Source organism: Moorena sp. SIOASIH (assembly GCF_010671925.1).
Taxonomy (GTDB): Bacteria; Cyanobacteriota; Cyanobacteriia; order Cyanobacteriales; family Coleofasciculaceae; genus Moorena.
Genome location: NZ_JAAHIH010000001.1, coordinates 673698 through 697206, shown reverse-complemented (window position 1 = coordinate 697206; position 23509 = coordinate 673698). Strand labels below are relative to the sequence as shown.

Here is a 23509-nt window from a genome sequence, read left to right as displayed (position 1 = left end):
TCCACACCTCACAGCGTGCTCAGCCAAGAGGTTTGACCGACCGACGGCTACTTAAAGGGGAAGGGTTTAAGTTCTGATCTCGGGGTGCATTTAAGCTATCTGGAAAAGGGGCAAGTAGAAGTCAGGTAATGCCAAAGATTTCGGTCTGCTCAACAATGCCCAACTCGCCCCGCAAAGCTAAGGGCAGCAAGAGAATTGGTCGCTGACTTTCCCAAAACATTGGTCATTTCCCTAAAATGTTAATTTAGCGTGATCTACCACCATGACACAAGCAAAACCAATCAACTCCCCACCTGAAGCGGCTACCAGTCGTCAGGGTAACGTCGTTTTAATGCCATCAGGTCGCCTGAGACCTGATTATGACCAAGAGGCTGTAGCCTCACCCAGCACAGAGGTAGGAACCAATACTGCCAATGCTCCTAGTACGTCCAAATGGTCAACCTCCATACAAACTACCCTCGATCAGCCTCCGGCGAACCTTCCTCGGCTGCTGATGTTGGGTGGCTTAAGCTTCTGTACAATATTTGTGGCTTGGGCAACGTTTGGGCAGATTGATGAAGTGGGTAAAGCTCATGGAAGCTTAGTGCCAAAAGGGGACGTTTATAAAGTTGACCCGATTGAGCCAGGCAAGGTTGCCAGTATTAAGGTCAAAGAAGGGCAAGCGGTTAAAGCTGGGGAAGTCTTGGTGGAACTGGATACAGACCTTGCCACTCAGGAAGTAGAGCGTTTAGAGAAAGTGCTTAATTCAGACCGGATTAAGTTAGTTCAGATGCAAGGACTGATTGACAGAACCCGTCTGGAAGCGGAAACCCGTGAGCAAATTACCCAAGCAGAAGTTCAAGGGCAACAAGCTGCGATCGCACGAGCACAAGCTAGTGCGTCGGCGATTAGACAACAAATCATTCAACATCAGTTAGCTAAAGCTGCTAATCGCGAACGATTACAACGGCTGAAACTGGTGCAGGCGACAGCCAAAGAACTGCTCCAGCAACGGCGGGCTAATGTAGTGGCTCTCAAGGAACGACTCGATAACCTTAAACCTCTGTTGGCAGAAGGAGCAATCTCCAAAGAACACGTATTTCAAGCAGAACAAAGCTTTCGTGCTAGCCAAAGTGCTGTTACTGAAAGCAAACTGCAAGAAGGTTTGAGTACTCGGGAACAGATCTTTCAAGCTCAGCAAAGTATACGCGATCGCGAAGCGGCGACTAGCCAAAGCCGAGGTGAGCTAGAACAGACTTTAGCAGAAATCAAGCGACTAGAAGCAGAATTAGAGCATCGGCAAGCGACGGGACGCACCACTCGCTTAGAAACACAGCAGAAAATTCAACAGTTAGAACTAGAACTGACCCAAATCAAAGCTAGAATTGCTGAAAATGAAACCCTGGTTACTACTGCTAAAACCAGGCTCAAACAGAAGTTTCTCAAAGCGCCAGTGGATGGGATAATATCTTCCCTCAACATTGCTAATGCTGGTGAAGTGGTGCAACCGGGACGTAGCATCGCCGAAATCGCTCCTCAAGGTGCCCCCCTAGTGCTATCCGCAAGTTTGCCTACTCGCGAGGCAGGGTTCATTAACGAAGGAATGCCAGTGCAAGTAAAATTTGATGCCTATCCCTATCAGGATTACGGCATCATCAAAGGCACGGTGATTTCCATCTCTTCCGATGCTAAAGCCGATCAACAAATGGGTTCAGTCTATAAGGTGAAAGTGTCCCTCGACCGTGACTATGTGATTGAAGAGGATGAAATCATCCGGTTTAAGGCTGGTCAGACCGCCAATGCTGACATCATCATCCGCCGCCGTCGGATTATCGATTTCTTATTGGATCCGATGCGACAGCTGCAAAAAAGTGGCATCGATCTATAGTGCTCTGTTCTCTCATTTTCATCACTGACTGATCGTTTTCCGTTGACGGTTAACAGTTGACCGTTAATTCTTAGTAGTCAACTTGCTAGTAATTCCTTGAAATCTGCAAGTTAACTGCACCCCAGCTTATAAACTATTGACCTTTAGACTTACAGGATAAGAAATAACCATGACCTATCGTATTCCTTCTGCCAATACCAAGCTCGAAAAAGTGATGGATACCGATAAGTTTAGCGAGATCGAGGAAGCCATCCTTGATGGCAAGTATTCTTGGGCTTGTGTGTTGATGCTACGCTTTGCGGGCCATAACCCCCTAGACTACATGCCTTCTAGAACCTACAGCCGCTTGCTCAAACAAAACCGGGATATGATCTTACAGAAGCAAGCTAGTATGATGAGCAATGGCACTAAAGCCTTGAATGCACGGCAGCGTTTGAGCCAGATCAAAGATCTGGCTTATGTAGAGAAGCTTGGCAAGAAAACCTCACACGTCCACGGTGGCGATCAAGAAGAGTGGTTTATCAGTGAACTGGAAGAAGAGGAATCCATGCTCAAGAAGTTAGCCGAGTATTTACGGCAAGACTGTTTGGTTTCCCTGTGGTGAGCAGGTATAATCATTTTCCTACCCATCCTCCTTGTCATTACCAGCCACTGCTTACCACCACACCAGATCAGACTAAGCCTGTGGTCAAAGTAATTCATTAATAACCGCCTTGTCCGTGTTGATGGACGAGGCGTTTTTTTATCTGATCATAGACCGGAATGAAACAGCCCTAGTAAAAACAGCCCTAGTAAAAACAGCCCTAGTACTCTGTCAATTTAGTTTTGAGGGTTAGGGCTAGGTGGCACGGTTAATGGTTAAGCGGGCCTAATCTAAGGGTTTAAGCGTGGCTAATCCCTAGTTAACCTAAGTTAGACGTAACCCTGAAAGCCTTAATCTACCCTAGTTGTGCAAGCCTTCTATTTCTTACTCTTTCGTCCAGCGATCGCTTATATCGAACTCAGGTTATACCAATTCTTAGCCCTCACACGGCTACACATCAATAATTTCATCTCCCCATCTCTCCATCTCCCCACACGCCCCACACGCCCCACACGCCCCCCTCTTCCCACACTTCCCACACTCTCCCCTCTGCCCATCTCCCCACACGCCCCACACGCCCCACACGCCCCCCTCTCCCCACACTTCCCACACTCCCTGCTCCGAAGTCCCTGTTCCCTGCTCCCTACTCCCTACTCCCTACTCCCTAAAACCCAGAACGAAAGTACCTACTTTAGTTCTGGGAGAATTCAATCATCAATATCAAGCCAAAGTGGCGTTCAAATTTTTAATTAGATTAGATATAATAACACGCTCATTACTAATAACTTACTTCAATAAAACCCCATCAAGATTACCAATCTCTTTGAACTAATTCAAAATCGGTTACTGGTGACTAGATACTTTTAGTAAATTCAGTGATTTAAAAAAAAAAAAGGTTTAAGCCAAATTGGCGAGACATGCCTAGGGGAATCTGGCTATAGTTATATCAACAGCTCAAACAAAGCTGATTCAAACAAACAAAATCAACAACAAAGAAGGAGAAAATCAATGCTTATTTCTGACCTAAACCATCTAGAATCTGTTGACGCTAGCCAAGTTCAAGGTGCTTCTGCTGGAATCTCATTCAACAACGATATCGTCACCAATTTAAGCACCACCAGCACCGTCACCGAAACCGACATTTTCAGTGTTGACATTACAGCTAATGTAGACATTAGTGGTATTAGCGCTTCAAGCTCTAGCCAAGGTGAAGGTTCTAGCGCTAGCGGTTTTAATGTTGGTACTAAGCAACAAAGCGTAGCCGTTACTATTGAGGGTCCTGACGGAACTGCCTCCAAGTCTGTAGGTATTACTACCTCTGCTATCTTCCCCTACTAATACTTATTCAGGACAAGTTTCTGATTAAGTAACTTGTAAACCTGGGTGTCCTCATATCCTAATAGAATGCAGCGCATGCAGCAAATTTAGTTCTATATCAGGATGAGTACACTCAGGTTTACGTTTGATTGCTTCAGTTTGATTACTTCAGGGTATTAAATCGCCAATAGTTATATCAAACCGGAACTCAATAGGTTTCTTGCCAAATTGGCGAGACAAACATTTTGGAAATTTGCTAGTTTAATTAGAGTGTAAACTCAACAAGTTTATTAACACAAAAAAAGTCAAAAGGAGAAAAGTAAATAATGATTATTTCTGATCTAAATCATTTAGAAACTATTGCTGAGGACCCCAAGGTTGTGGGTGGATCTCGCTACTACCCACCTCACTACAACTCTTTCGTATATAACGGATATATCAACGTCGGTACCAACATTAAAGGGCACGTAGCTAGGGTTGACGGCGACGCAAGAGCCTTTGGTAATAATACCTTCACCAGCATCAATGGCACTACTACAACTACTGACTATAGTTCTCATTCTAGCCTAAATGCAACATCTGCTAGTTCTTCTCACTAGTGCTTCTAATAAGCGTCATTACTAAAACGGCTTAGAGTACTAGTTGAGATTTAACGGTATCAATGCTGCGGAAAGATGAAGAAGAAATCAATAACATCTTTCCGCAGCATTAATCACAATGGGAGCATCCCATTTTTGTGAATTGGTAGTGGGAGCATCTTGCTAGCAGTGAGTAAAATGAGGAAGCAATTAGTAGTAGTAACATCTGGCTTGCTAGTTACGGAAAACGATGGGACTAATCCATCATTTTTAGTTGCTTTGATTGGAAGCATGTCACCTTTGTAATTATGTACATATATCCCCCCTAACCCCCCGTGAACCTTGGGGGGAATTAGATTCAAAAGTCCCCCTTATTAAGGAGGTGGGGGTTCTGAATCAGGGATTAACAAAACTGACATGCTCCCGCTTTGATTTTTAGTTGCTTTTACGGCGGTTTGCATAACTATCAGGTACACAGGATTGTTTTCCCACTTCCGACTTCCCTTTTCCCTGCTCCCTGCTCCCTACTCCCTAAAAAACTAGAACTTTGTACCTAACTGAATTGCAAACCGCTGTAAATGCTCCCGAGCACAATTAACCATTACCTAATTTGACCAGGAGAATCATTCATGAAAATTGATCAATTAGAATATTTCGAGCTAGAGGTAAAAGACCACCCTATTTTAGGTGGTTTTGTTTTTACTAATGCTCAAGTCTTCACTGGTCCTGGCATTGCTACCGCTCATGGTAAGGCCGATGCTTTCGGTCAGTATACCGATACATCGGTAAAAGGCTTTACCGATGTAGACGAGTTCTTTTCTGAAGCTAGGGCAAGAGCTGAGGCTAGGGCTAGGGATCGTTTTTACTCGGGTCATTCTGTCTACGATGCCTTTGCGATTTATGGTTTCATTGGGTAACTCAACAAATATATAGCAGTTCTTATTTGGGTGAGGTAATTTGCTTATTCTTTTAAGGCAAAAGGCAACAGGCAACAGCGCTGCATCGATTTTATGATAATAATTTTATCAATTATTGTCCACTGAGCCTAAGTTACCCGATCCGAAATTACCCGATCCGAAGTTCCCTACTTCTGCAAAAAGTCTAGTGAATTTTTCACTAATTAAAATTGTTTGTAACTCGTTCCATTAGTAACAAAGGAGGTTAACGATTATGTTTGATAGCTTTGATTTATGGGCTTTACCTGGCTCATTTACAACGATGAAGGCTAGTCGTTCTGCAATTATATCTGTATCGGAAGTAAATCCTGAGGCAGCAAGTACTATGACTAATTCCATGAGCATCGATCCTGATGGAAACATGGCTACCAGTGCAGTGCAAGCATCTGCTAGTAAAGCCACAAACACTGGGGGTATTGTTGAAGCTAGCGCTGGTACTGATAACTTCTCAGCACCTAATATTCAGGAACCTTTTTTCATGAGATTTAACTTCTTTAGCAGATACTTCTGAAGCTATAAGCTTCACAAAATCTAATCTAGCTTCTGTGTGCTGGCTTCAAAACGGGGATTGAGGGGCGAGGTGTTTTGATTGAGGGATAAGTCTAAACTCTAGGTTTGACTGGCAAATATAGCGTTTCTCATACCTATGAGGTACAGTCTTTATTGGTGCTGATTGCCTTTAAGACCTTCTTGCCTTGCTGCCCTCTGCCTTCTGCCCTCTGCCTTAAAAGGATAAGCAATGTCGCTCATAACTATGATAATTGCTATACTACGCCCTCAATTCGGCAACTTGGCAGAGGTTAGGAATTGCTTTTTGTATCATGATAAGAGTCAGAGGGTTGACTCAGCTGAATCTGACCAAGACTGTAAGTAGTTCCAGTTCTAGTTAATAATCGGGTGTAATGGTTGACCTTTCCAAAGCATCGGTGACTCCAGAGGAAATTATGTACTCCTTGAAAAAGGAGATGCATCTGAAGGGCATCTGTCAAAAAGTTTTGTATCAACGAGTTATCAATAAAGCGGCTCAGGAAAGAGGGATAACAGTCACACCAGAAGACGTGCAAGCTCAGGCGGATGAGATCCGTTATGCCCATCGTTTGGAAAAGGCAGCAGAAACATTGGCCTGGCTGGCAGATCAGATGGTGACAGCAGAAGATTGGGAAGCGGGAATTAGCGATCGCTTGCTTGCCCAAAAGCTTGCTGAGTCCTTATTTTCTAAGGATGTCGAAAAAAGCTTTGCTCAAAATCGACTGGACTTTGAGCAAGTGTTGGTTTATCAAATTATGGTGGATTCTGAGGAAATTGCTCAGGAGCTTTTCTATCAGATTGAGGAAGGAGAAATCAGTTTTTATGAAGCTGCTCATTTCTATGATATAGACCCAGAAAGGCAGCGACGGTGTGGCTATGAAGGAAAGTTGCCTCGCTGGAGTTTTAAGCCTGAGATAGCTGCCGTTATCTTTAGTGTTCAGCCAGGAGAAGTGACTCATCCCCTGCAAACCGAACAAGGATATCATCTTTTCTTAGTTGAAGAATTTATTCCAGCTGAATTAACCGAAGAAAAGTCTAAAGAAATTTTACAGAGTATGTTTCAAGAGTGGCTCAATAGTGAAGTTAACTATATGATCCATAGTGAACTTAGTAGCATCAATACTGGGGAATAATCCCAATGCTATTACTGGTTTTAGGGACTGAGGCCGTAGGGCACGCGGGGCGCGAACGGAGCTTCGGAGCAGGGGTAAGTAAATTGAATTTACCCCATGACTAAAATAACTAACTAGAGTGATGTAACCATGAGACGTTCCCAGACAATCAGAAAATGGATAGTTTCACCAGATGGTACGGTTGTAGTCCAAGCCGAAAGTACAGCAACTGCCTCTGGAGATGAAGCAACCATTATTCAAGAGGTTACTGTCAAAAGAGACTCTAGTGGCAGAATTTCTAGCAGAAGTTCATCCTCTTGCCATGCTTCTTCTAGTAAGTAGTTTACCTATATAGCATTTCTAAATCTATTATACAAAATAATTACCGTTTTTGACCTTGTCTTGAGTAAGCATTTAGCTATCAGGTTTGAGCCTTGGCCTATGGCCACGCTAAGCGAATGGCCACGCTACTTGAGGTGCTATCAGCTTTGGCTCTGTGGCCAACGGCTGACTGCTGACTGCTGAATGCTTACTGTCTTGATCCGAAGCGCGAGTGGGGGAAACCACGGCAGTTGCTCATGGCGCATGGGTCTGTGTGCGGAACCTGCGTCGGCACCTTGAAAGCCCCGTGGGAACCCCCTTTGGCGGCACTGCCTCCCCGTGAGGCCACTGCATTGCTACCAAAAATCCTTCTATATTTGATTAACTCTTGCCTCTTGCCTCTTGCCTCTTGCCTTTCCTTTGACAGTTGACCCTTGCTTAACCGACCATGGATTGGGCTACCAGCCTCTTCACCCAAAGCCAGATCTGAGCTTTTGATGGAAAGCATTAAGCCCACCACTATCATAAATAACTATCTTCAAAAGGTATCGCCATTTTGGCTGATTTTTTTTAGGACGAGAAAAGAATCAATCGCTTCTTTTGATTGATTTGTCAGCACTGACGCACTGAGCACTGAGCACTGAGCACTGAGCACCCTGCGCACTCAGCACTCAGCTTCTTCTAGAATTGGGGGTTAGCTAAAGCTAAAGTCAGAGTAGCTGAGATCTGCTACACTCACGTCTTCAAACAGAACAGTTCCACCATAATCAGAACGGAACAGAGCACCATCTTGAGTATCAATAATCCCACGTTGGGAAATTTCATTATTGAACCACTTGGAAGCATTAATATTATTACCCCAGCCTTGGAATTCAAATTTATCGACACCCACTTCAAAGTCTTTGATGACATCGAATTCACCGGGTAACAAACTCTCATTCCGTTTGAACACAAATTTATCTGCGCCACTGCCACCGACTAAAGTATCACTACCGCGATCACCAATAATAACGTCATCTCCACCAATTATGGCATCTTTATTACTGGGCTGATTGATCTCAATCACGCCTCGCAGATTATTATGCCAAGGATCGCGATCGCTTAAATCATTCCAGGCGCGATCGCCCCAACCCATGACGGCATAGTCTTCACCCTCTGGTTGAGTTCCATAGATTGTGGCGTTGTTGGGTTCTCCTGGAGACCAGTTGCGATAAGTTGCTGACTCACCACTGACCCACTTCCAATTACCTTCTCTTGACTTGTCAGTTAAGCCAATCCAAAACAGTTCCTTAGAACCAAATTTGTTAAACAGCCATGTTTGCTCAGCAGCATCATTAATCGTTACCAGATTACCACCTAAACGCTTTGCCTCAGCTTGAGCTTCGTCCCAGGTGCCAGCAACCGAAGTCAGGAGATATTGATGCCCACGGTAAACACTAACATTGTTGTTTTGGTTACCAGCATCCCCAACTATGAAATCGTTACCCGAGCCACCCTTGAGGGTGTCATCATCAATGCCACCATACATTGTGTCTCGACCAGAGCCACCATACATAATGTCTCGACCAGAGCCACCATACATAATGTCCTTACCCGAGCCACCCTTAAGAGTGTCATTACCAAAGCTGCCATGGAGTTTGTCGCTACCATAGCTCCCAAATAGCTGATCGTGACCTTGACCACCTTCTAAAATATCATTGCCATCAAATCCATAGAGGGAATCATTACCTAGGCTGCCATAAATTTTGTCATTTCTGTTAGTGCCACGGAGTTCATCATTCCAGATCGTGCCGTAGCGAACATCATTACCTAAGTTGCCAATTAAGGTATCTCCTAATAATTTAACGGCACTTTGATTAATTTCCACTAACGTCAAATTAGTATTGCGACTAAAGGTGCGCTGATAAGTGCCTGTAACTGAACCCTTAACGAAATCTATGCCATTGTTCCCATTAATATCAAAGCGTTTTGTGGGAGAGTTCAGTGTGATGTTGCGACTAAAGCCAAAATCCAGATCGCCGATTCGACGGGAAGAAATTAAATCACCAGAGATAGCAAACGAATCGATAATCTTGGGCTGATTCATCTGATCAGTATTCAACAGGAAAAAAAATGTCCCCGACTTAGCCTCAGAATATTCCCGATTGGAATTTTCAATTTCTTTAGCGTTCAGTTCTAAAGCTGCTGAAAAATTGAAAGAGAATTTTTGATTAGCTCCCACTGAAAAATTACCAACCACTTCAGTGCGGCTATTGGCACTGCCCTGAAAAGCCCCCTCAGTACCAACTACAGTACTTTGAGTGAAAAGTTGAGAGAAAGCTGGGTCATTGATAAAGCTAGCTTTAGCATCAGCAATAGCAGTAGCTACACCACCCTTGACCAAGGTCTCCACCTGGGCATTAGTCAAGGTACCAGCAGGAGCTTGACTATAGTTGGTAAACTGAGCGTTTCCTGTAGCGTTAGCAAAGTTCGGTTTGGAGTTAGAGGTTCTAGGGGTTAAGAATAGAGTGTCTGATGTCATGAATTTTCCGTTTTTTTGGACAACTATATTAGATGAAAATTATAAATATAATCAATATATTTCAAACGCCATTTTGGCTGTTTATTTTACAGCAAATTATCACTAAATGTTATATATTGTCACAGTTAACTAATCATTATTTGTTGCTATGTACTTAATTTATAATTGGTAATAGTGGTTTGATTACCGATTACCAATTACCGATTACCCGGACTATAAAAATGGTATTGATATGAAAAAAGAGGCGTTCGCCTAGCGTGCGCCTCTTTTCTTTATACTAAGTTGCGATCAAAGGTACAACTTTATCTGCCCCCAATCTCCCCATCTCCCCATCTCCCCATTTCCCCATCTCCCCATCTCCCCATCTACTATCTTTGAATGCAACTCGGTATTAGACCTCTTGCCAAAATAGCGATCAGGGGAAGCATTTGGATCTAAATATCGTCGTTTTTCCAACAAGTTTCTTCCCAAATACTTCGCCCCTAGGACTGGATGTTAGGCGAAGTGGAAGTCAGAATGCTTAAGAGCGTTTAGATTCACACCTTCAAACAAAACTTCTCCACCTTTTGCGTCAGATAAGAGAGCGCCATTACTAGTATTAGTAAGGTAACCCTGATTTATCCCATTGTTGTACCAAGTTTTGGAGTCAATTCGACCAAAACCTTGGAATTTAACCTTATCTAAACCAACTTGGAAGTCTTTGATGATATCAAAGTCATTTCCAAGCAAGCTATTGATCCGATTGAAAACAAATGTGTCAGCGCCATTACCACCAACCATGGTGTCATTGCCACCGCCACCTACCAAAGTGTCGTTACCAAAACTGCCATGGAGTTTATCATCACCAAACCCTCCATTCAGCTTATCGTTGCCTTTACCCCCTTCCAGGATGTCATCGCCAGTAAGTCCTTGAATCGAATCATCGCCTAGGCTAGCATAAATTTTGTCATTACGGAAAGTGCCACGAAGCTTATCATCCCAAATACTTCCATAGCGGACATCCTTGCCCAGGCTGTTGATTAAGGTATCCCCCAACAAACTAACAGCATTATTATTAACTTCTACGATCGTGATCTTGCTATCACGGCTAAAGGTTTGCTGATAAGTGCCTTGGGCTGAACCCTTGACGAAGTCTACGCCGTTGTTGCCATCAATATCAGTGGTTTTAAAAGGACCGTTAAGTTTGACGTTGCGACTAGAGCCAAAATCCAAGTCGCCGATTTTGCGGGAAGAGATTAAATCACCAGCAATGCCAAAAAACCCTTTAACCTTAGGTCTACTGTGACTCTCAGTCTCTAAAACCAGAAAACCTATCTTTGACTTGGCCTGAGAATATTCCCGATTAGGATTTTCAATTTCTTTAGCTGTCAGTCGTAAATCTGCTGAGAAATTGAAAGAGAATTGTTGATTAGCTCCAACAGAAAAACTAGCAACTACTTTAGTGTTACTTTGCGAACGACTCTCAAAAGCACCATCAAAACCAGCTGCGGTAGCTTGACTAAATAGTGTAGAGAAGGTTGGGTTATTGACAAAAGTGGCGTCAGCATTAGCAAGGGCAAAACCCACACCATCCTTGACTAAAGTCTGCGCCTGAGCTTGAGTCAAAAACCCAGACGCTGGTTGACTATAGTTGGTGAACTTGGCGCTTCCTGTAGCGTCAGCAAAGTTCGGTTTGGAGTTAGGGGTTTTAACAATCGGCAAAAATAAAGTATTTGATCCCATTAAATTCTCCATTTTTATATGGACTTATTCCGGGAATCATTATATATAGGATCAATCAATTCTGAGCGCCATTTTGGCGGCTGATTTTTATGACAATAACAGCCTAATTGGTAAGTATTAAGCTATCAGCTCTTCACCAGTGACCGAATGGTCTGGTAGTTAAGATAGTAAGCATTTAGCTATCAGTAATCAGCTCATGATAAAAGAGGCGCACGCTAAGCGAACGCCTCTTTGAGTTTAGCTTCAATGAATTGAAGCAAGACTTACGAAAAATTGGGCACTAAACCCTATAAGTAGTAGTAGGGTGCGTTATTAACGCACACTACAAGTAACACTAAAGATGCAGATGGGGAGATGGGGAGATGAAATTGATGTGTAGCGGTGTGAGCGCTAAGAATTGGTATAAATTTACTGCGTGAGTCCTGTAGAGTATTACCCATCTGGAATTAAGTTTTAAGCAGCGAAGACGAAGTCAGAGTCACTAAGCTCGTGTGCATTAACCCCTTCAAACAGGACTTTTCCACCATAATTTGAATGGAATAGCGCACCATCTTGGGTATCGGTGAGCCTACCTTCAGCAATTACCCCACTGAACCAATTGGAGGCATCAATATAACCCCAGCCCCAAAATTCAATCTGATCGACACCAACCTCAAAGTCCTTGATCACATCAAATTCACCGGATAACAAACTCTGATTTCGCTCAAAAACGAATTGGTCAGCGCCACTACCACCGCTCATCACATCGCTACCACGACCACCAATCAGGATGTCATCATCACTACCACCGAATAACGTATCATTGTGGTAACCACCGACTAAGGTATCCTCACCAAAACTGCCATGGAGTTTATCATAACCATTACCACCATACAGCTTATCGTGGCCTTTACCTCCTTCAAGGATATCATTACCACCATAGCCATAGACAGTATCATCCCCTAGGCTGCTATAGATTTTGTCCCCATAATCAGTTCCATGAAGTTTATCATTCCAAATACTTCCATATTGGACATCATTACCCAAGTTATAGATTAAGCTATCTCCCAACAACTGAATTGTACTGGTATTTACTTCTACTACAGTTACATTGGTATCACGGTTAAACCAACGCTTATATTCTCCTGTAGTTGAGCCTTTTAGGAAGTCGATGCCATTGTTACCATTAATATCTGTACTTTTAGAGGGGTAGTCAACGGTAACATTATAACTTGCACCAAAGTTCAGCTTGCCAACTTGACTCGAAGAGATTAAATTCCCCTTCAGGCCAAAATAATCTAACAGTTTGGTATAACCATTAGTTGTATCTAATACAAAAAAATAACTGCCTGACTTTGCGGAAGCATATTCAGTATTGGAATTTTCAATTTCTTTTGAGTTAAGTTCTAAAGCCGTTGAGAAATCAAAGGAAAACTTCTGATAAGCACCAACGGAAAAATTACCAACTACCTTAGCCTTGCTGCTAGCAAATACTTCATAAGCGCCCTCTTGACCAACTCCAGCACTTTGAGTGAAGAGTTCAGAAAAAGTTGGGTCATTGATAAAGGTGGCGTCAGCATTAGCAATGGCCTGAGTTAAACCATCGTTGACGAAAGTCTGTGCTTGGGCATCAGTCAAAGTCCCTGAAGGACTGTGACTGTATCCTGTAAACTGAGCGCCTCCGGTAGCATTAGCAAAGTTAGGTTTAGGGTTATAGGTTTGAGATTTCAGGGGTAAGAATAGAGTATCTGATGTCATAAAATTCTAGGTTTTTTTGTTCACTTAATTATCAATAGTGGGAATGGAGAATGGGGAATATAGCGTTTGGAGCTGGGTTGTAAACACACTTTTTGCAGGAATTTGCTTGCATACAATAGGAACCCACCCCTAAACCCTCCCAGGAGGGTAAGTAAGGCAAGAGGGGAAAGAGCTCCGGAGTTTTATTTTCCAATAAAAAAAGACCTTATAGGTTTACATATCCTACACGAAACGCTATATTACACACTTGGTTACCACCCAATTGATTTATAGTAAAACCATAAATAATTGGAAGGTATTAGACATGCCAATTTGTCACTTTTGATAAGATACTTTTGTAAAGTTTACGTTAAGTTATAGCTGACTATAGGGTTTATGAATGAGATGTAAACCTAGGAAGTATTTTTTTGTTTTCAAATAAAAATAACGATCAATAAAACTATGTAAGTTAACTGTTGATTAATTTATATCAAGTCCGGAGGATGAGTAATGATTAACAATATCCACGTTCTTCCCTCCCCTTACTTCTCCCCATCTCCCGATCAGTTTTAATGATTAGTATTTAAGGGTCGATGATATGACGACCAGATAGGAAGTATGGTGCTCTGTAAGCTTGCTAATTTTTGAGGGGTATAACCCCTAGGGTAATTGACAAACCGTATCACACTATCAAGGAGCACAAAGCTTCTCTAGGAGCTGAGACATTGCTGTACTTGTGAATTTTTTTTAAAGTTTATAACAAGATTTAATGAAGAATTTGTAAAGTAATTGTAAAACTATTGATAACTACTAAACTGATTATATGAATAGTTAGTTTAGTGAAAATGTTATGAAAACTTGACAACTCTATCTGGCTAGTTAACTTCAATCTGGCTGGTTAACTTCAATAAGATTTGATAAACTTTTCTTGAAGTTATTGTAAAAACCGTAAAGTTATCGTGAAAACAACTTGACAGCACCAATTTACTTCACATAGGATGATTCCGGAGATTGTCCTTGGGGTTACTGGTAAGGAATATGTAGAAAAGATTTGAAGTTTTAAGAAATATGTAAGGATGTTGAGTTTTCAGGGGAAAAAACTCATAATTAATTTCACAAGCTTTTCATGAAGTTACCTAAAAAAGGGCGAACAGCCTCCCGGAGCAAGGGTGACCATCAAATTATTACTTATTACCTGGATTAGCTGGGATGGCTTAGGTGGCATAAAACGGCAAACACTTGTTGAATGCCACAGTACTCCTAAGTCAACTCCTAAGTCAACCCCAGGGAACACTACTGGGACTATCACTCGGGAAAGGGAGGGAGCAGAGTCTATGTGACTACCCAGAGTACTGTTTCAACAATCAGGACTTGTGCCAATCAAATGGGGTCAAAGACTCCAGCTAACCATGGCGCTAGTCAAGACATGGCAAAACTCACTAACGAAGGGGTTCTAGCTAATGCATCAGAAAACGGTCGGTTTAGAAAAATCAGGGCAACCACCAGATTACCTTGGCCAATACCCGACCCAGAAATCTTCCGAGGTTATTGAACACCTAATCGCGAACTGGTTGGATAAGACGCTATCAAAGACACTATTACCAGAATTTAGTCAATCCTTCCAAATTCATAACTTTGAGCTAGGTGATGAAATTATACCCTATCCTAGACGGGAGTTAAGCCAAAATTCTGTTCAAAATGAACCAAATAAGTATTTTTACGTCGTCTGTGGCGGGCGGGTGCGGCTGCTAAGCTTTGATGGGGAAAAGCAGCGGGACGTATCCGTACAGGTTCTTGAAGAGGGGGCAACCTTTGGGGCTGAGGCACTGTTGTGCAACCTATCTTATCCTTACCAAGCGATCGCAGCGAGTTCAGGACAGATGGCTCGGATGTCCTTAGCTGAACTCCAATCTTGGTTAGAACGGCTACCGGAGTGGCTCGAACACCTACAGCAACAAGCTCAGCACCGGCAACGCTTGATTTTCTTCAAGACCTTGACAGAATTGCGTACCCTTGACAGCATCACCCTACAGCAATTGTTGCCCTACCTGCTAGACACACGGATTTCCGCTGGGGAGTCCTTAGTTGAGTCTGGCCAAGTCGGTCGTTACTGGCTACGTAGTGGTCAGATTGAAAGGGGTGGAGTTGAAGAGAATTGCCCACTAACCATTGCCATTGGCGAAAGTTGGGGCTATCCTCAGCCAGTACCGGAAGATTGGATTGCCCAAAGCGATTTATGGGTAACCCATCTACCTCAGGAACATTGGGACACTGCCCAACTCCTGGCACCGGTGCTGGCAAAGTTGAGTCCACAGAAGGGTCAAAGCTCTGAAAATGGACACCAGAAATCAGAAGCCACTAGCGCCATAGTTCACCAAGTCCGTACTCAGTCGGGTCACAGAGTACCGCTAATTCCATCTAAGCTCCCTGATGGAAATGGTGAAACACAAAGTAACTCGACCCAGGCTGAGTCTAAACTGATCCCATTTCCCGTACCGACGAAGCGGCCTTTTCTTCAGGGGTTGTGGCAACGCTATCCCTTCATTGAACAGCAATCCTCTTCAGATTGTGGCGCTGCTTGCTTGGCAATGATTGGACGCTACTGGGGCAAACGATTTAGCTTGAATTCCCTACGGAATCTGGCTGGAGTGGGGCGTTCTGGGTCATCCCTGAAAGGGTTAGCCAGAGCATCAGAAACCTTAGGATTTCAAGCTACTCCAGTTAGAGCGTCTTTAGCTCGCCTAGCGGATCGGAGTAACCCCTGGATTGCTCACTGGCAAGGTGATCATTATATAGTTGTCTATTGGGTCAAAGGGGAGAAGGTACTTGTTGCAGATCCAGCTGTGGGAAAGCGATCGCTTTCTCGACAACAATTTCTAGAGGGTTGGACAGGATATGCGCTGCTGTTGAATCCCACTCCCCAGCTAGCAGGGACTCCCAATCAAAAGATTTCTCTGAATCGCTTTTGGGGATTGCTATGGCCCCATCGCACAGTCCTGTTGCAAATTATCCTAGCTTCCCTACTGCTCCAGGTGTTTGGTCTGATTACCCCCCTGTTTACCCAAATCATTTTGGATCAGGTGGTGGTTAACAAAAGTGTTGTTACCCTCAATGTGTTTGCAATTGGTCTAGTCATCTTTGGCCTTTGGAGCATAGGCTTGAGTGTCACCAGACGCTACCTGCTGGATTACTTTTCCAATCGACTCAGTCTTACCTTTGTCAGTGGCTTTATTAAGCATACCCTCACACTACCCCTGAAGTTTTTTGAATCCCGCCAGGTGGGGGACATCCTAACCCGAGTCCAGGAAACTGGGAAAATTCAGGCGTTCCTCACTCAGCAAGCTATTGCCACTTGGCTGGATGTGGTAATGATGTTTGTCTATGTGGGGCTGATGCTCTACTACAACTGGTACCTAACCTTGCTGGTGCTGGCAACGATTGTACCGATTGCGATTTTGACCATACTTGCCAGTCCATTTCTACGCCAAGTGTCCAGGGAAATCTTTAAAGAAGCAGCAGCACAAAACTCCCTGTTAGTAGAAATGATGTCGGGAGTAGCAACTGTCAAAGCAGCAGCCTCTGAACAAGAGGTGCGCTGGCGCTGGGAAGACCGCCTCACGGGTCAGTTGAATATGGAATTCAAAGGACAGAACTTGGCCAACGGCTTAGGGTCAGTGAGTGGCTTGATTAATAACCTCAGCGGCACGGCTTTACTGTGGTTGGGAGCAAGTCTGGTAATTCAGGAACAGCTCACGATTGGTCAGTTTGTGGCATTTAATATGCTCATTGGTCGGGTGATTAGCCCGATTTTGTCTTTGGTGGGACTTTGGGATGAGTTCCAAGAAATATTGGTATCGGTGGAACGGCTCGATGATGTCTTGACCACCCAGCCAGAAGAGAATACCCAAAAACCCTTGATGCCATTGCCTGCGATCGCGGGGCATGTCCAGTTTGACAATGTCAGCTTTCGCTATAGTGAGGATGATGAACAATACACCCTTCAAAACATTTCCTTCGAGGTTGCCCCTGGAAAGACCATAGCCATTGTCGGACGCAGTGGCTCGGGCAAAAGTACCTTGGTAAAGCTGCTCCAAGGACTCTATCAGCCAACTACAGGCCGTATTTTGATTGATAGCCACGACATCCGACATGTTTCTCCCCAGTCTTTGCGCTCTCAATTAGGTGTGGTACCTCAAGAATGCTTTTTGTTTTCAGGGACGATTTTAGAGAACATCACCTTATACAAACCTGAGTATAGTCTCGAACAAGGGGTAGAAGTTGCCAAATTGGCTGAAGCTCATGTGTTTATTCAAAACCTGCCCCTGGGATACAACACCAAGGTTGGGGAGCGAGGGTCTAACCTGTCTGGGGGACAACGGCAACGGATTGCGATCGCCCGAGCCTTGCTGGGTAACCCCAAGATTCTGATTCTCGATGAAGCGACTAGCTCCCTAGATACAGAATCAGAGCGACGTTTTCAACAAAATTTAGCTCGCATTAGTCGCGATCGCACTACCTTCATAATTGCCCACCGTCTTTCTACGGTGCGCAATGCTGACTCTATACTGGTCCTCGACCAAGGTCTGATCGCAGAGCGCGGTACCCACTCCGAACTCATGGCTGAGAAAGGTCTGTACTACCACCTAGCCCAGCAACAGCTAGATCTTTAACTCTGGCATTTATGAAAGTTTGTAAATGTTTTGCGTAAAAAATCGCTCTTGGGGTGATCAGGGGTGATCAGTATATCGCCCACTGTGTTCAAGATTGACTTTCGCCAACCTTCGTGTTCTCAGTTCAAATCAATACACACAAAACTACCAGTGATTATGGGTGAGCTACCATGAAGAAACCACAAGCATCTATCCCGTCTAGAGGGGGACTCCCTAAGGGACAAACCCCTCACCCTAATCTAACTTCAGCTGAGATTAGATCGATCTATGGGGGGACAGCGGTATCAGCACCACCACTCCCCCAATCACCTAATCATGTTCGAAATCCGGTCACACCAACATCATCACTAGGAGCTACCAACACTGAAAACTGGTCAACAGCCCTACAAAATCTACTAGATCAGCCCCCATCGGTACTGCCCCAGAGACTGCTTTTGGGCGGATTTGCCTTCTGTATGGTCTGTGGGGTTTGGGCAACCTTTGGGCAAATTGACGAAGTGGGTAAAGCCACAGGCAAGTTAGTGCCAAAAGGAGAAGTTTATAAAATTCACCCGATCCAATCCGGCAAGGTGGCCAAGATTGCGGTCAAAGAAGGGGAATCGGTTACCGCTGGGCAAGTCTTGGTGGAACTGGATACAGAACTTGGCGCTACGGAAGTAGAGCGTTTGGAGCAACTGATCAATGCTGACCAAATCAAATTAATTCAGATGCAAGGGCTGATTGAAAACATCCGCCAAGAAGCCCAAACCCGTAAGCAAATTGCCAAAGCGGACATTGACGCACAACAGGCCGCTATCGCTCAGGCACAGACTAAAGTAGCCGCCTTACGAGAACAACTGATCCAACATCAGGAGGCAAAAGTCGCCAGTCAGGACAGACTAGAACGGCTAAAACGGCTCAAGGCGACTACCCAAGCACTGCTCCAGCAACGAGAGGATGATGCATTTGCCCTGAAAGAACGCCTAGAGAATCTCAAACCCCTGTTAGCATCAGGGGCAATCTCAAAAGAACAAGTATTTCAAGCAGAACATAGCCTACGAGCGAGTCAGCGGGTGATTACCCAAACCCAACTGCAAGAAGCAGCCAGTAACCAAGACCAAATTTATCAAGCCCAGCAGAGTATACGCGATCGCAACAGCGCGATCACTCTCACTCAGAGCGATCTCAACCAGACCTTAGCAGAAATCCAACGACTTCAGGCAGGTCTAACTCAGAAGCAAGCAGAAGTCCATCGGACTCAGCTCGAGACCAAGCAGAAACTTCAGCAGTTGGAGATCGAACTGACTCAACTAAATGCCAAAATTGCTGAAAACCGCAATCTGCTGACTAGTGCGAAAGCCAGGCTCAAACAAAAGTTTCTCTATGCACCGGTGGATGGAGTAGTTTCCTCCCTCAACGTTGCCAATATTGGTGAAGTCTTTCAACCCGGTCAAACCATTGCCGAAGTAGCGCCCCAAGATGTGCCCCTGGTGTTATCAGCTAGTTTACCTAATCAGGAGGCAGGCTTTATCAAAGAAGGAATGCCGGTGCAAATCAAGCTTGATGCCTATCCCTATCAGGAATACGGCATCATCAAAGGGAAAGTCACCTCCCTTTCTGCCGATGCCAAAACTGATCAACAACTTGGTTCGGTTTATGAGGTAGAAGTTTCCCTAAACCGTGACTACGTCACAGAAGACGATCAAATGATCCGATTCAAAGCTGGTCAGACAGCCAAAGCTGACATCATTATCCGCCGCCGTCGGATTGTGGATTTCTTGTTAGATCCGATCCGACAGCTGCAAAAAGGTGGTGTCAATCTATAGCAGGACTAACCCAAGTTAGCCATCGACATACTGCCTGTAGGGTAATGGGAGTGGTACTAAATCCAGGTCGATTAACCCTGGTGGCATAACCAGCCAGGGAAGAGGAGTACAAGAGAGGGAAATGGATTGACTGACAAGTCGTGGGCTTTGCCCAGTTATGGAAATTTATGCTCAGAGGTAGCATTGAGCACGGTCATGGATTCCCTGTGGATAAAGGATTTCACAGTCTTTTCACAAAATCTGATCAAAATCTGAACAAAATCTGAACAAAATTTTCATAAAGCTTGGTTCAAAATAGTCTTTACTGAGAGTGTTTCAAGTTTTACAGGTTTGTCAGTCAACTAGGGACAAGGGGGGAATAATCTGGTGTTGTCCAAAATGGCGATGATTGATGGAGATTTAGAAGAAGAGAATCCTGATCTATCAATCGTAATTGATTGGTAAAAAAGAACAGGTTGTGAGATTCTTCGAGATCACCCGATCACCCGATCACCCGATCACGCCATCTTCGGAGGTTTCACAACTCAAATCAGATGGTTAGATCAGTACTCTAACTCTTCACTTAATTGACCAACCAGAATCACTGACTATTGAAACTAGAGGTAGAGTTCAAGCGTAAATCCTGCAAATCCAATTCGTTGACCTTCAGATCAAAGAGAAATCATCATGAGTTACTCCATGCTTCGTCGTTCTAATCGCCAACTGGGCAAAACCCTAGATCCTGAAAAGATTAGTTTGATTGAAGAAGCAATTCGCGATCGCAAGTATTCGTGGGCTTGTGTTTTGATGCTGCGTTGTTTGGGTCTTAACCCCTTAGAATACATACCGTCGCGAACCTACTGCCGATTGCGACGGGATAACGAGAAAATGGACTCACTCAATCAAGCTACAACCGACAGCCTTAAGCAGGATAGGGAAGATGCTGGTACCCTGTCTAATGTTTCAGTTGCTCAGAAGTGCTTAAGGAACATTAAAGATCTCGACTATGCAAAGCCCCTTGACAGGAGAAGCCAACTAGTGCAAGGGGGCTCTCAAGAACAGTGGTTTAACCACAAATTGCAAAAATTCTACTCAACTACTAGGAATGTAAGCTTTTTCTAGTGACTGGTAATCTCACCATTAAGGTGAGGGGCTGATAGCTCAATGCTTACAGTCCCCCAATCGCTGAATTTATTTTGTTTTTCTTAATTTTTTGATACTGCATAAATTGCATTAATACTCCCAAGTTAGTTTTCCATAACTTGGGTATTTTTCATAACAATTTGTAACATTCAACTATCCCTAATATCAAGTCTGGTTGAATACCCTTAATTAATTAAGGAGAGGGTGGGGAGGGTGGGAGGTGTGGGGAGATGGGAAGATGGGGAGATAGGGGAGATTTTTATTAAGGGTAATTATCCTGACATGATATAAAACTTTACCGCCAAATTGGCGTGACAAGTGATACAAATTCAAGTAATAGCGGTAGGATTAAAGTAACAACAACCAAGGGGTTGTTAGCAACCTACCTAACTTAATCAAGTATCCAGCTAAAGTTTCAGCCAAATTGGCGTGACAAGTGATACAAATTCAATTAATAGCGGTAGGATTAAAGTAACAACAAACCCAAAGTTGTTGTTAGCTACCTAACTTAAAAGTGTCGATCTAAAGTTTCAGCCAAATTGGCGTGACAAGTGAGACAAATTCAATTAATAGCGGTAGGATGAAACTAACAACAACCAAGTTGTTGAGTAACATAAAACTAACCAAAGAGCAGACCAACCATGAATATTTCTGACCTAAATCACATCGAAGTTGTTAACGAAGAAACTAACATCATTGGCGCAGGATTCTCCGGAAGTGTATACTTCAAAGATCGCAAGTTCATTGATATCAATAAAAGGGTCAATATCCAAGAGCGCTTTGAGTCTCTTGTGAAGGTTCGGGGCAACGCGGCTACTGCTGAAGCTACTGCTGATGCCAAAGGTAAGGATAGTCTGGCTGAAACCATTACTGACGCTCAAGCTAATTCCTTCGGCTCTTCGGCAATTTCTCTTTCTGTGGCTTTTGTCGACTAATCTTAGTAGGGACTAAATCTTAGTAGGGACTAAACCGTATTCCCTACTAAGATTGCTAGGATTAAGCATTTGCTTAGCCACCTACCAAACTTAATCAAGTTTCCGCCAAATTGGCTTGACAAGTGATACAAATTGAATAAGAAGCGGTAGAATAAAAGTAACAACAACCAAGTTGTTGAGTAACATAAAACTAACCAAAGAGCAGACCAACCATGAATATTTCTGACCTAAATCACATCGAAGTTGTTAACGAAGAAACTAACATCGTTGGCGCAGGATTCTCCGGAAGTGTATTCTTCCGCGATCGCAAGGACATTGATATCAATAAAAGGGTCGATATCAGAGAGCGCTTTGAGTCTATTGTGAAGGTTCGGGGCAACGCCGCTACTGCTGAAGCTACTGCTGATGCTAAAGGTAAGGATAGTCTGGCTGAAACCATTACTGACGCTCAAGCTAATTCCTTCGGCTCTTCGGCAATTTCTCTTTCTGTGGCTTTTGTCGACTAATCTTAGTAGGGACTAAATCTTAGTAGGGACTAAACCGTATTCCCTACTAAGATTGCTAGGATTAAGCATTTGCTTAGCCACCTACCAAACTTAATCAAGTTTCCGCCAAATTGGCTTGACAAGTGATACAAATTGAATAAGAAGCGGTAGAATAAAAGTAACAACAACCAAGTTGTTGAGTAACATAAAACTAACCAAAGAGCAGATCAACCATGAATATTTCTGACCTAAATCACATCGAAGTTGTTAACGAAGAAACTAACATCGTTGGCGCAGGATTCTCCGGACGTGTATTCTTCCGCGATTTCAAGGACATTGATATCAATAAAAGGGTCGATATCAGAGAGCGCTTTGAGTCTATTGTGAAGGTTCGGGGCAACGCCGCTACTGCTGAAGCTACCGCTGATGCTGTTGGTAAGGATAGTCTGGCTGAAACCATTACTGACGCTCAAGCCAATTCCTTCGGCTCTTCGGCAATTTCTCTTTCTGTGGCTTTTGTGAACTAATCTTAGTAGGGACTAATCGTAGTACCTGATCAGATTGCTGGGGGTAAGCATTTCTATATAGGATAAATTCATCTCTAGATTTACTGACCAATGCTTCCCCCTTAATTAAGGCCAATAGAAAGAGCAAATTTGGAAACAATTCCAATTAACTGGGTGGATACAAAGAAAAGGGAACGGAGAACCTGGAACAGAAAGGTTTTCGTAATTTTAGTTTACTGAAAACTATCAGTTAACAAAAACTAGTGATGCCCAGGTAGTTTAAAATGTAGGTAGTTTGAAATTAGGGATTTTGGGATAGGAACCCCCTTTTTATTCATAAAAGAATGTGAGGCTTATCCATCCTTATCATCAATCTAAGAGGCACAGCTATACAGGTAGAGGTTGATTAATGATTATTAATAACCTAAATTTTTTTCGGGAATATGCTCAGGAAAGCTGGATTATAGGCGGTGGAATTGCTCAGGCAAATACCAGAACACTTGCTAGAGCTGACGTGGCATTAGCAGACGCTAATGCATTCGCTGATGGCGATCAAACCTCAGCAGTGACTGATGCTGATTCAAGAGTAATAAATAGCAGGTTTTCAAAGAAGAGCATCGCCAAGGCGAGTGCTGATGCTGAGTCTAGGACTAGGAAAGGACTTTTCCGGGCTCAGTCTGACAGTTTGTCTTTGTTTTTCGGTAGATATAGATAATACCGATTGTAGTAAATCCGGCTATAAATCAATAAGGGTTTTCGGTAATT

The 23509-nt window shown here is 43.6% G+C and carries 21 protein-coding genes; 17 read left to right on the top strand and 4 right to left on the bottom strand.

Translation table 11 applies throughout. The annotated features are described in order from the left end of the window. The first annotated feature begins 262 nt into the window (after window positions 1-262). The 10 genes from F6J90_RS03115 (at window position 263) to F6J90_RS03070 (ending at window position 7693) form a co-directional block, all read left to right on the top strand. Window positions 263-1867, top strand: coding sequence for an HlyD family efflux transporter periplasmic adaptor subunit (locus tag F6J90_RS03115; RefSeq protein WP_293091058.1), 1605 nt, complete (start codon window positions 263-265; stop codon window positions 1865-1867). Between the two features lie 169 nt (window positions 1868-2036). Then, window positions 2037-2471 (top strand): HetP family heterocyst commitment protein, encoded by a 435-nt coding sequence (locus tag F6J90_RS03110; protein ID WP_293091057.1) that lies wholly within the window; start codon window positions 2037-2039, stop codon window positions 2469-2471. Between the two features lie 345 nt (window positions 2472-2816). Continuing rightward, window positions 2817-3203 carry a hypothetical protein gene (locus F6J90_RS03105; RefSeq protein WP_293091056.1) on the top strand — a complete coding sequence of 129 codons (387 nt, stop codon included), beginning with the start codon at window positions 2817-2819 and terminating at the stop codon, window positions 3201-3203. Between the two features lie 255 nt (window positions 3204-3458). Beyond that, window positions 3459-3788, top strand: a complete 330-nt coding sequence (locus F6J90_RS03100) for a hypothetical protein (protein ID WP_293091055.1) — start codon at window positions 3459-3461, stop codon at window positions 3786-3788. Window positions 3789-4093: 305 nt separating this feature from the next. Further along, on the top strand, window positions 4094-4366 hold the full coding sequence (locus F6J90_RS03095) for a hypothetical protein (RefSeq protein ID WP_293091054.1): 273 nt from the start codon (window positions 4094-4096) through the stop codon (window positions 4364-4366). Between the two features lie 608 nt (window positions 4367-4974). After that, a complete protein-coding gene (locus F6J90_RS03090) occupies window positions 4975-5262 on the top strand; it encodes a hypothetical protein (protein ID WP_293091053.1) in 288 nt (95 codons plus the stop codon). A 253-nt stretch (window positions 5263-5515) separates the two neighbouring features. Beyond that, the gene (locus F6J90_RS03085; protein WP_293091052.1) at window positions 5516-5812 is read left to right on the top strand and encodes a hypothetical protein; all 297 of its coding nucleotides are present in this window, start codon (window positions 5516-5518) and stop codon (window positions 5810-5812) included. 391 nt (window positions 5813-6203) lie between these two features. Next, a complete protein-coding gene (locus tag F6J90_RS03080) occupies window positions 6204-6962 on the top strand; it encodes a peptidylprolyl isomerase (protein ID WP_293091051.1) in 759 nt (252 codons plus the stop codon). Between the two features lie 129 nt (window positions 6963-7091). Further along, window positions 7092-7283, top strand: a complete 192-nt coding sequence (locus F6J90_RS03075) for a hypothetical protein (protein WP_137985203.1) — start codon at window positions 7092-7094, stop codon at window positions 7281-7283. Window positions 7284-7519: 236 nt separating this feature from the next. Next, entirely contained in the window at window positions 7520-7693 is a 174-nt protein-coding gene (locus tag F6J90_RS03070) for a hypothetical protein (protein ID WP_293091050.1), read from the top strand. Window positions 7694-7956: 263 nt separating this feature from the next. On the opposite strand, the gene F6J90_RS03065 is transcribed toward F6J90_RS03070, so the two are convergent. The 4 genes from F6J90_RS03065 to F6J90_RS03050 all read right to left on the bottom strand — a co-directional run bounded on the left by F6J90_RS03065 (window position 7957) and on the right by F6J90_RS03050 (window position 13242). Continuing rightward, entirely contained in the window at window positions 7957-9783 is a 1827-nt protein-coding gene (locus F6J90_RS03065) for a lectin-like protein (RefSeq protein ID WP_293091049.1), read from the bottom strand. Window positions 9784-10071: 288 nt separating this feature from the next. Beyond that, on the bottom strand, window positions 10072-10254 hold the full coding sequence (locus F6J90_RS03060) for a hypothetical protein (protein ID WP_293091048.1): 183 nt from the start codon (window positions 10252-10254) through the stop codon (window positions 10072-10074). A 24-nt stretch (window positions 10255-10278) separates the two neighbouring features. Continuing rightward, window positions 10279-11505, bottom strand: a complete 1227-nt coding sequence (locus F6J90_RS03055; protein WP_293091047.1) for a calcium-binding protein — start codon at window positions 11503-11505, stop codon at window positions 10279-10281. Between the two features lie 453 nt (window positions 11506-11958). Next, window positions 11959-13242 (bottom strand): calcium-binding protein, encoded by a 1284-nt coding sequence (locus F6J90_RS03050; RefSeq protein ID WP_293091046.1) that lies wholly within the window; start codon window positions 13240-13242, stop codon window positions 11959-11961. Window positions 13243-14681: 1439 nt separating this feature from the next. On the opposite strand from F6J90_RS03050, the gene F6J90_RS03045 reads away from it, so the two are divergent. From F6J90_RS03045 to F6J90_RS03015, 7 genes are all read left to right on the top strand, one after another. Continuing rightward, on the top strand, window positions 14682-17891 hold the full coding sequence (locus F6J90_RS03045; RefSeq protein WP_293091045.1) for a peptidase domain-containing ABC transporter: 3210 nt from the start codon (window positions 14682-14684) through the stop codon (window positions 17889-17891). A 170-nt stretch (window positions 17892-18061) separates the two neighbouring features. After that, complete coding sequence (locus tag F6J90_RS03040; RefSeq protein WP_293091044.1) at window positions 18062-19696, top strand: HlyD family efflux transporter periplasmic adaptor subunit; 1635 nt, start codon at window positions 18062-18064, stop codon at window positions 19694-19696. 666 nt (window positions 19697-20362) lie between these two features. Continuing rightward, the gene (locus F6J90_RS03035; RefSeq protein ID WP_293091043.1) at window positions 20363-20797 is read left to right on the top strand and encodes a HetP family heterocyst commitment protein; all 435 of its coding nucleotides are present in this window, start codon (window positions 20363-20365) and stop codon (window positions 20795-20797) included. Between the two features lie 662 nt (window positions 20798-21459). Then, the gene (locus F6J90_RS03030) at window positions 21460-21753 is read left to right on the top strand and encodes a hypothetical protein (RefSeq protein WP_293091042.1); all 294 of its coding nucleotides are present in this window, start codon (window positions 21460-21462) and stop codon (window positions 21751-21753) included. A gap of 212 nt (window positions 21754-21965) precedes the next feature. After that, window positions 21966-22259 carry a hypothetical protein gene (locus F6J90_RS03025; RefSeq protein ID WP_293091041.1) on the top strand — a complete coding sequence of 98 codons (294 nt, stop codon included), beginning with the start codon at window positions 21966-21968 and terminating at the stop codon, window positions 22257-22259. 212 nt (window positions 22260-22471) lie between these two features. Further along, window positions 22472-22765: a hypothetical protein gene (locus F6J90_RS03020; protein WP_293091040.1), complete on the top strand. Its 294-nt coding sequence runs from the start codon at window positions 22472-22474 to the stop codon at window positions 22763-22765. 388 nt (window positions 22766-23153) lie between these two features. Continuing rightward, window positions 23154-23459: a hypothetical protein gene (locus F6J90_RS03015; RefSeq protein ID WP_293091039.1), complete on the top strand. Its 306-nt coding sequence runs from the start codon at window positions 23154-23156 to the stop codon at window positions 23457-23459. Window positions 23460-23509 lie beyond the last annotated feature (50 nt).

Coding starts and splice junctions, on each gene's coding strand:
- F6J90_RS03115 (WP_293091058.1), top strand. CDS start 263: ATGACACAAGCAAAACCAATCAACTCCCCACCTGAAGCGGCTACCAGT.
- F6J90_RS03110 (WP_293091057.1), top strand. CDS start 2,037: ATGACCTATCGTATTCCTTCTGCCAATACCAAGCTCGAAAAAGTGATG.
- F6J90_RS03100 (WP_293091055.1), top strand. CDS start 3,459: ATGCTTATTTCTGACCTAAACCATCTAGAATCTGTTGACGCTAGCCAA.
- F6J90_RS03095 (WP_293091054.1), top strand. CDS start 4,094: ATGATTATTTCTGATCTAAATCATTTAGAAACTATTGCTGAGGACCCC.
- F6J90_RS03090 (WP_293091053.1), top strand. CDS start 4,975: ATGAAAATTGATCAATTAGAATATTTCGAGCTAGAGGTAAAAGACCAC.
- F6J90_RS03085 (WP_293091052.1), top strand. CDS start 5,516: ATGTTTGATAGCTTTGATTTATGGGCTTTACCTGGCTCATTTACAACG.
- F6J90_RS03080 (WP_293091051.1), top strand. CDS start 6,204: ATGGTTGACCTTTCCAAAGCATCGGTGACTCCAGAGGAAATTATGTAC.
- F6J90_RS03075 (WP_137985203.1), top strand. CDS start 7,092: ATGAGACGTTCCCAGACAATCAGAAAATGGATAGTTTCACCAGATGGT.
- F6J90_RS03070 (WP_293091050.1), top strand. CDS start 7,520: ATGGCGCATGGGTCTGTGTGCGGAACCTGCGTCGGCACCTTGAAAGCC.
- F6J90_RS03065 (WP_293091049.1), bottom strand. CDS start 9,783: ATGACATCAGACACTCTATTCTTAACCCCTAGAACCTCTAACTCCAAA.
- F6J90_RS03055 (WP_293091047.1), bottom strand. CDS start 11,505: ATGGGATCAAATACTTTATTTTTGCCGATTGTTAAAACCCCTAACTCC.
- F6J90_RS03050 (WP_293091046.1), bottom strand. CDS start 13,242: ATGACATCAGATACTCTATTCTTACCCCTGAAATCTCAAACCTATAAC.
- F6J90_RS03045 (WP_293091045.1), top strand. CDS start 14,682: ATGCATCAGAAAACGGTCGGTTTAGAAAAATCAGGGCAACCACCAGAT.
- F6J90_RS03040 (WP_293091044.1), top strand. CDS start 18,062: ATGAAGAAACCACAAGCATCTATCCCGTCTAGAGGGGGACTCCCTAAG.
- F6J90_RS03035 (WP_293091043.1), top strand. CDS start 20,363: ATGAGTTACTCCATGCTTCGTCGTTCTAATCGCCAACTGGGCAAAACC.
- F6J90_RS03030 (WP_293091042.1), top strand. CDS start 21,460: ATGAATATTTCTGACCTAAATCACATCGAAGTTGTTAACGAAGAAACT.
- F6J90_RS03025 (WP_293091041.1), top strand. CDS start 21,966: ATGAATATTTCTGACCTAAATCACATCGAAGTTGTTAACGAAGAAACT.
- F6J90_RS03020 (WP_293091040.1), top strand. CDS start 22,472: ATGAATATTTCTGACCTAAATCACATCGAAGTTGTTAACGAAGAAACT.
- F6J90_RS03015 (WP_293091039.1), top strand. CDS start 23,154: ATGATTATTAATAACCTAAATTTTTTTCGGGAATATGCTCAGGAAAGC.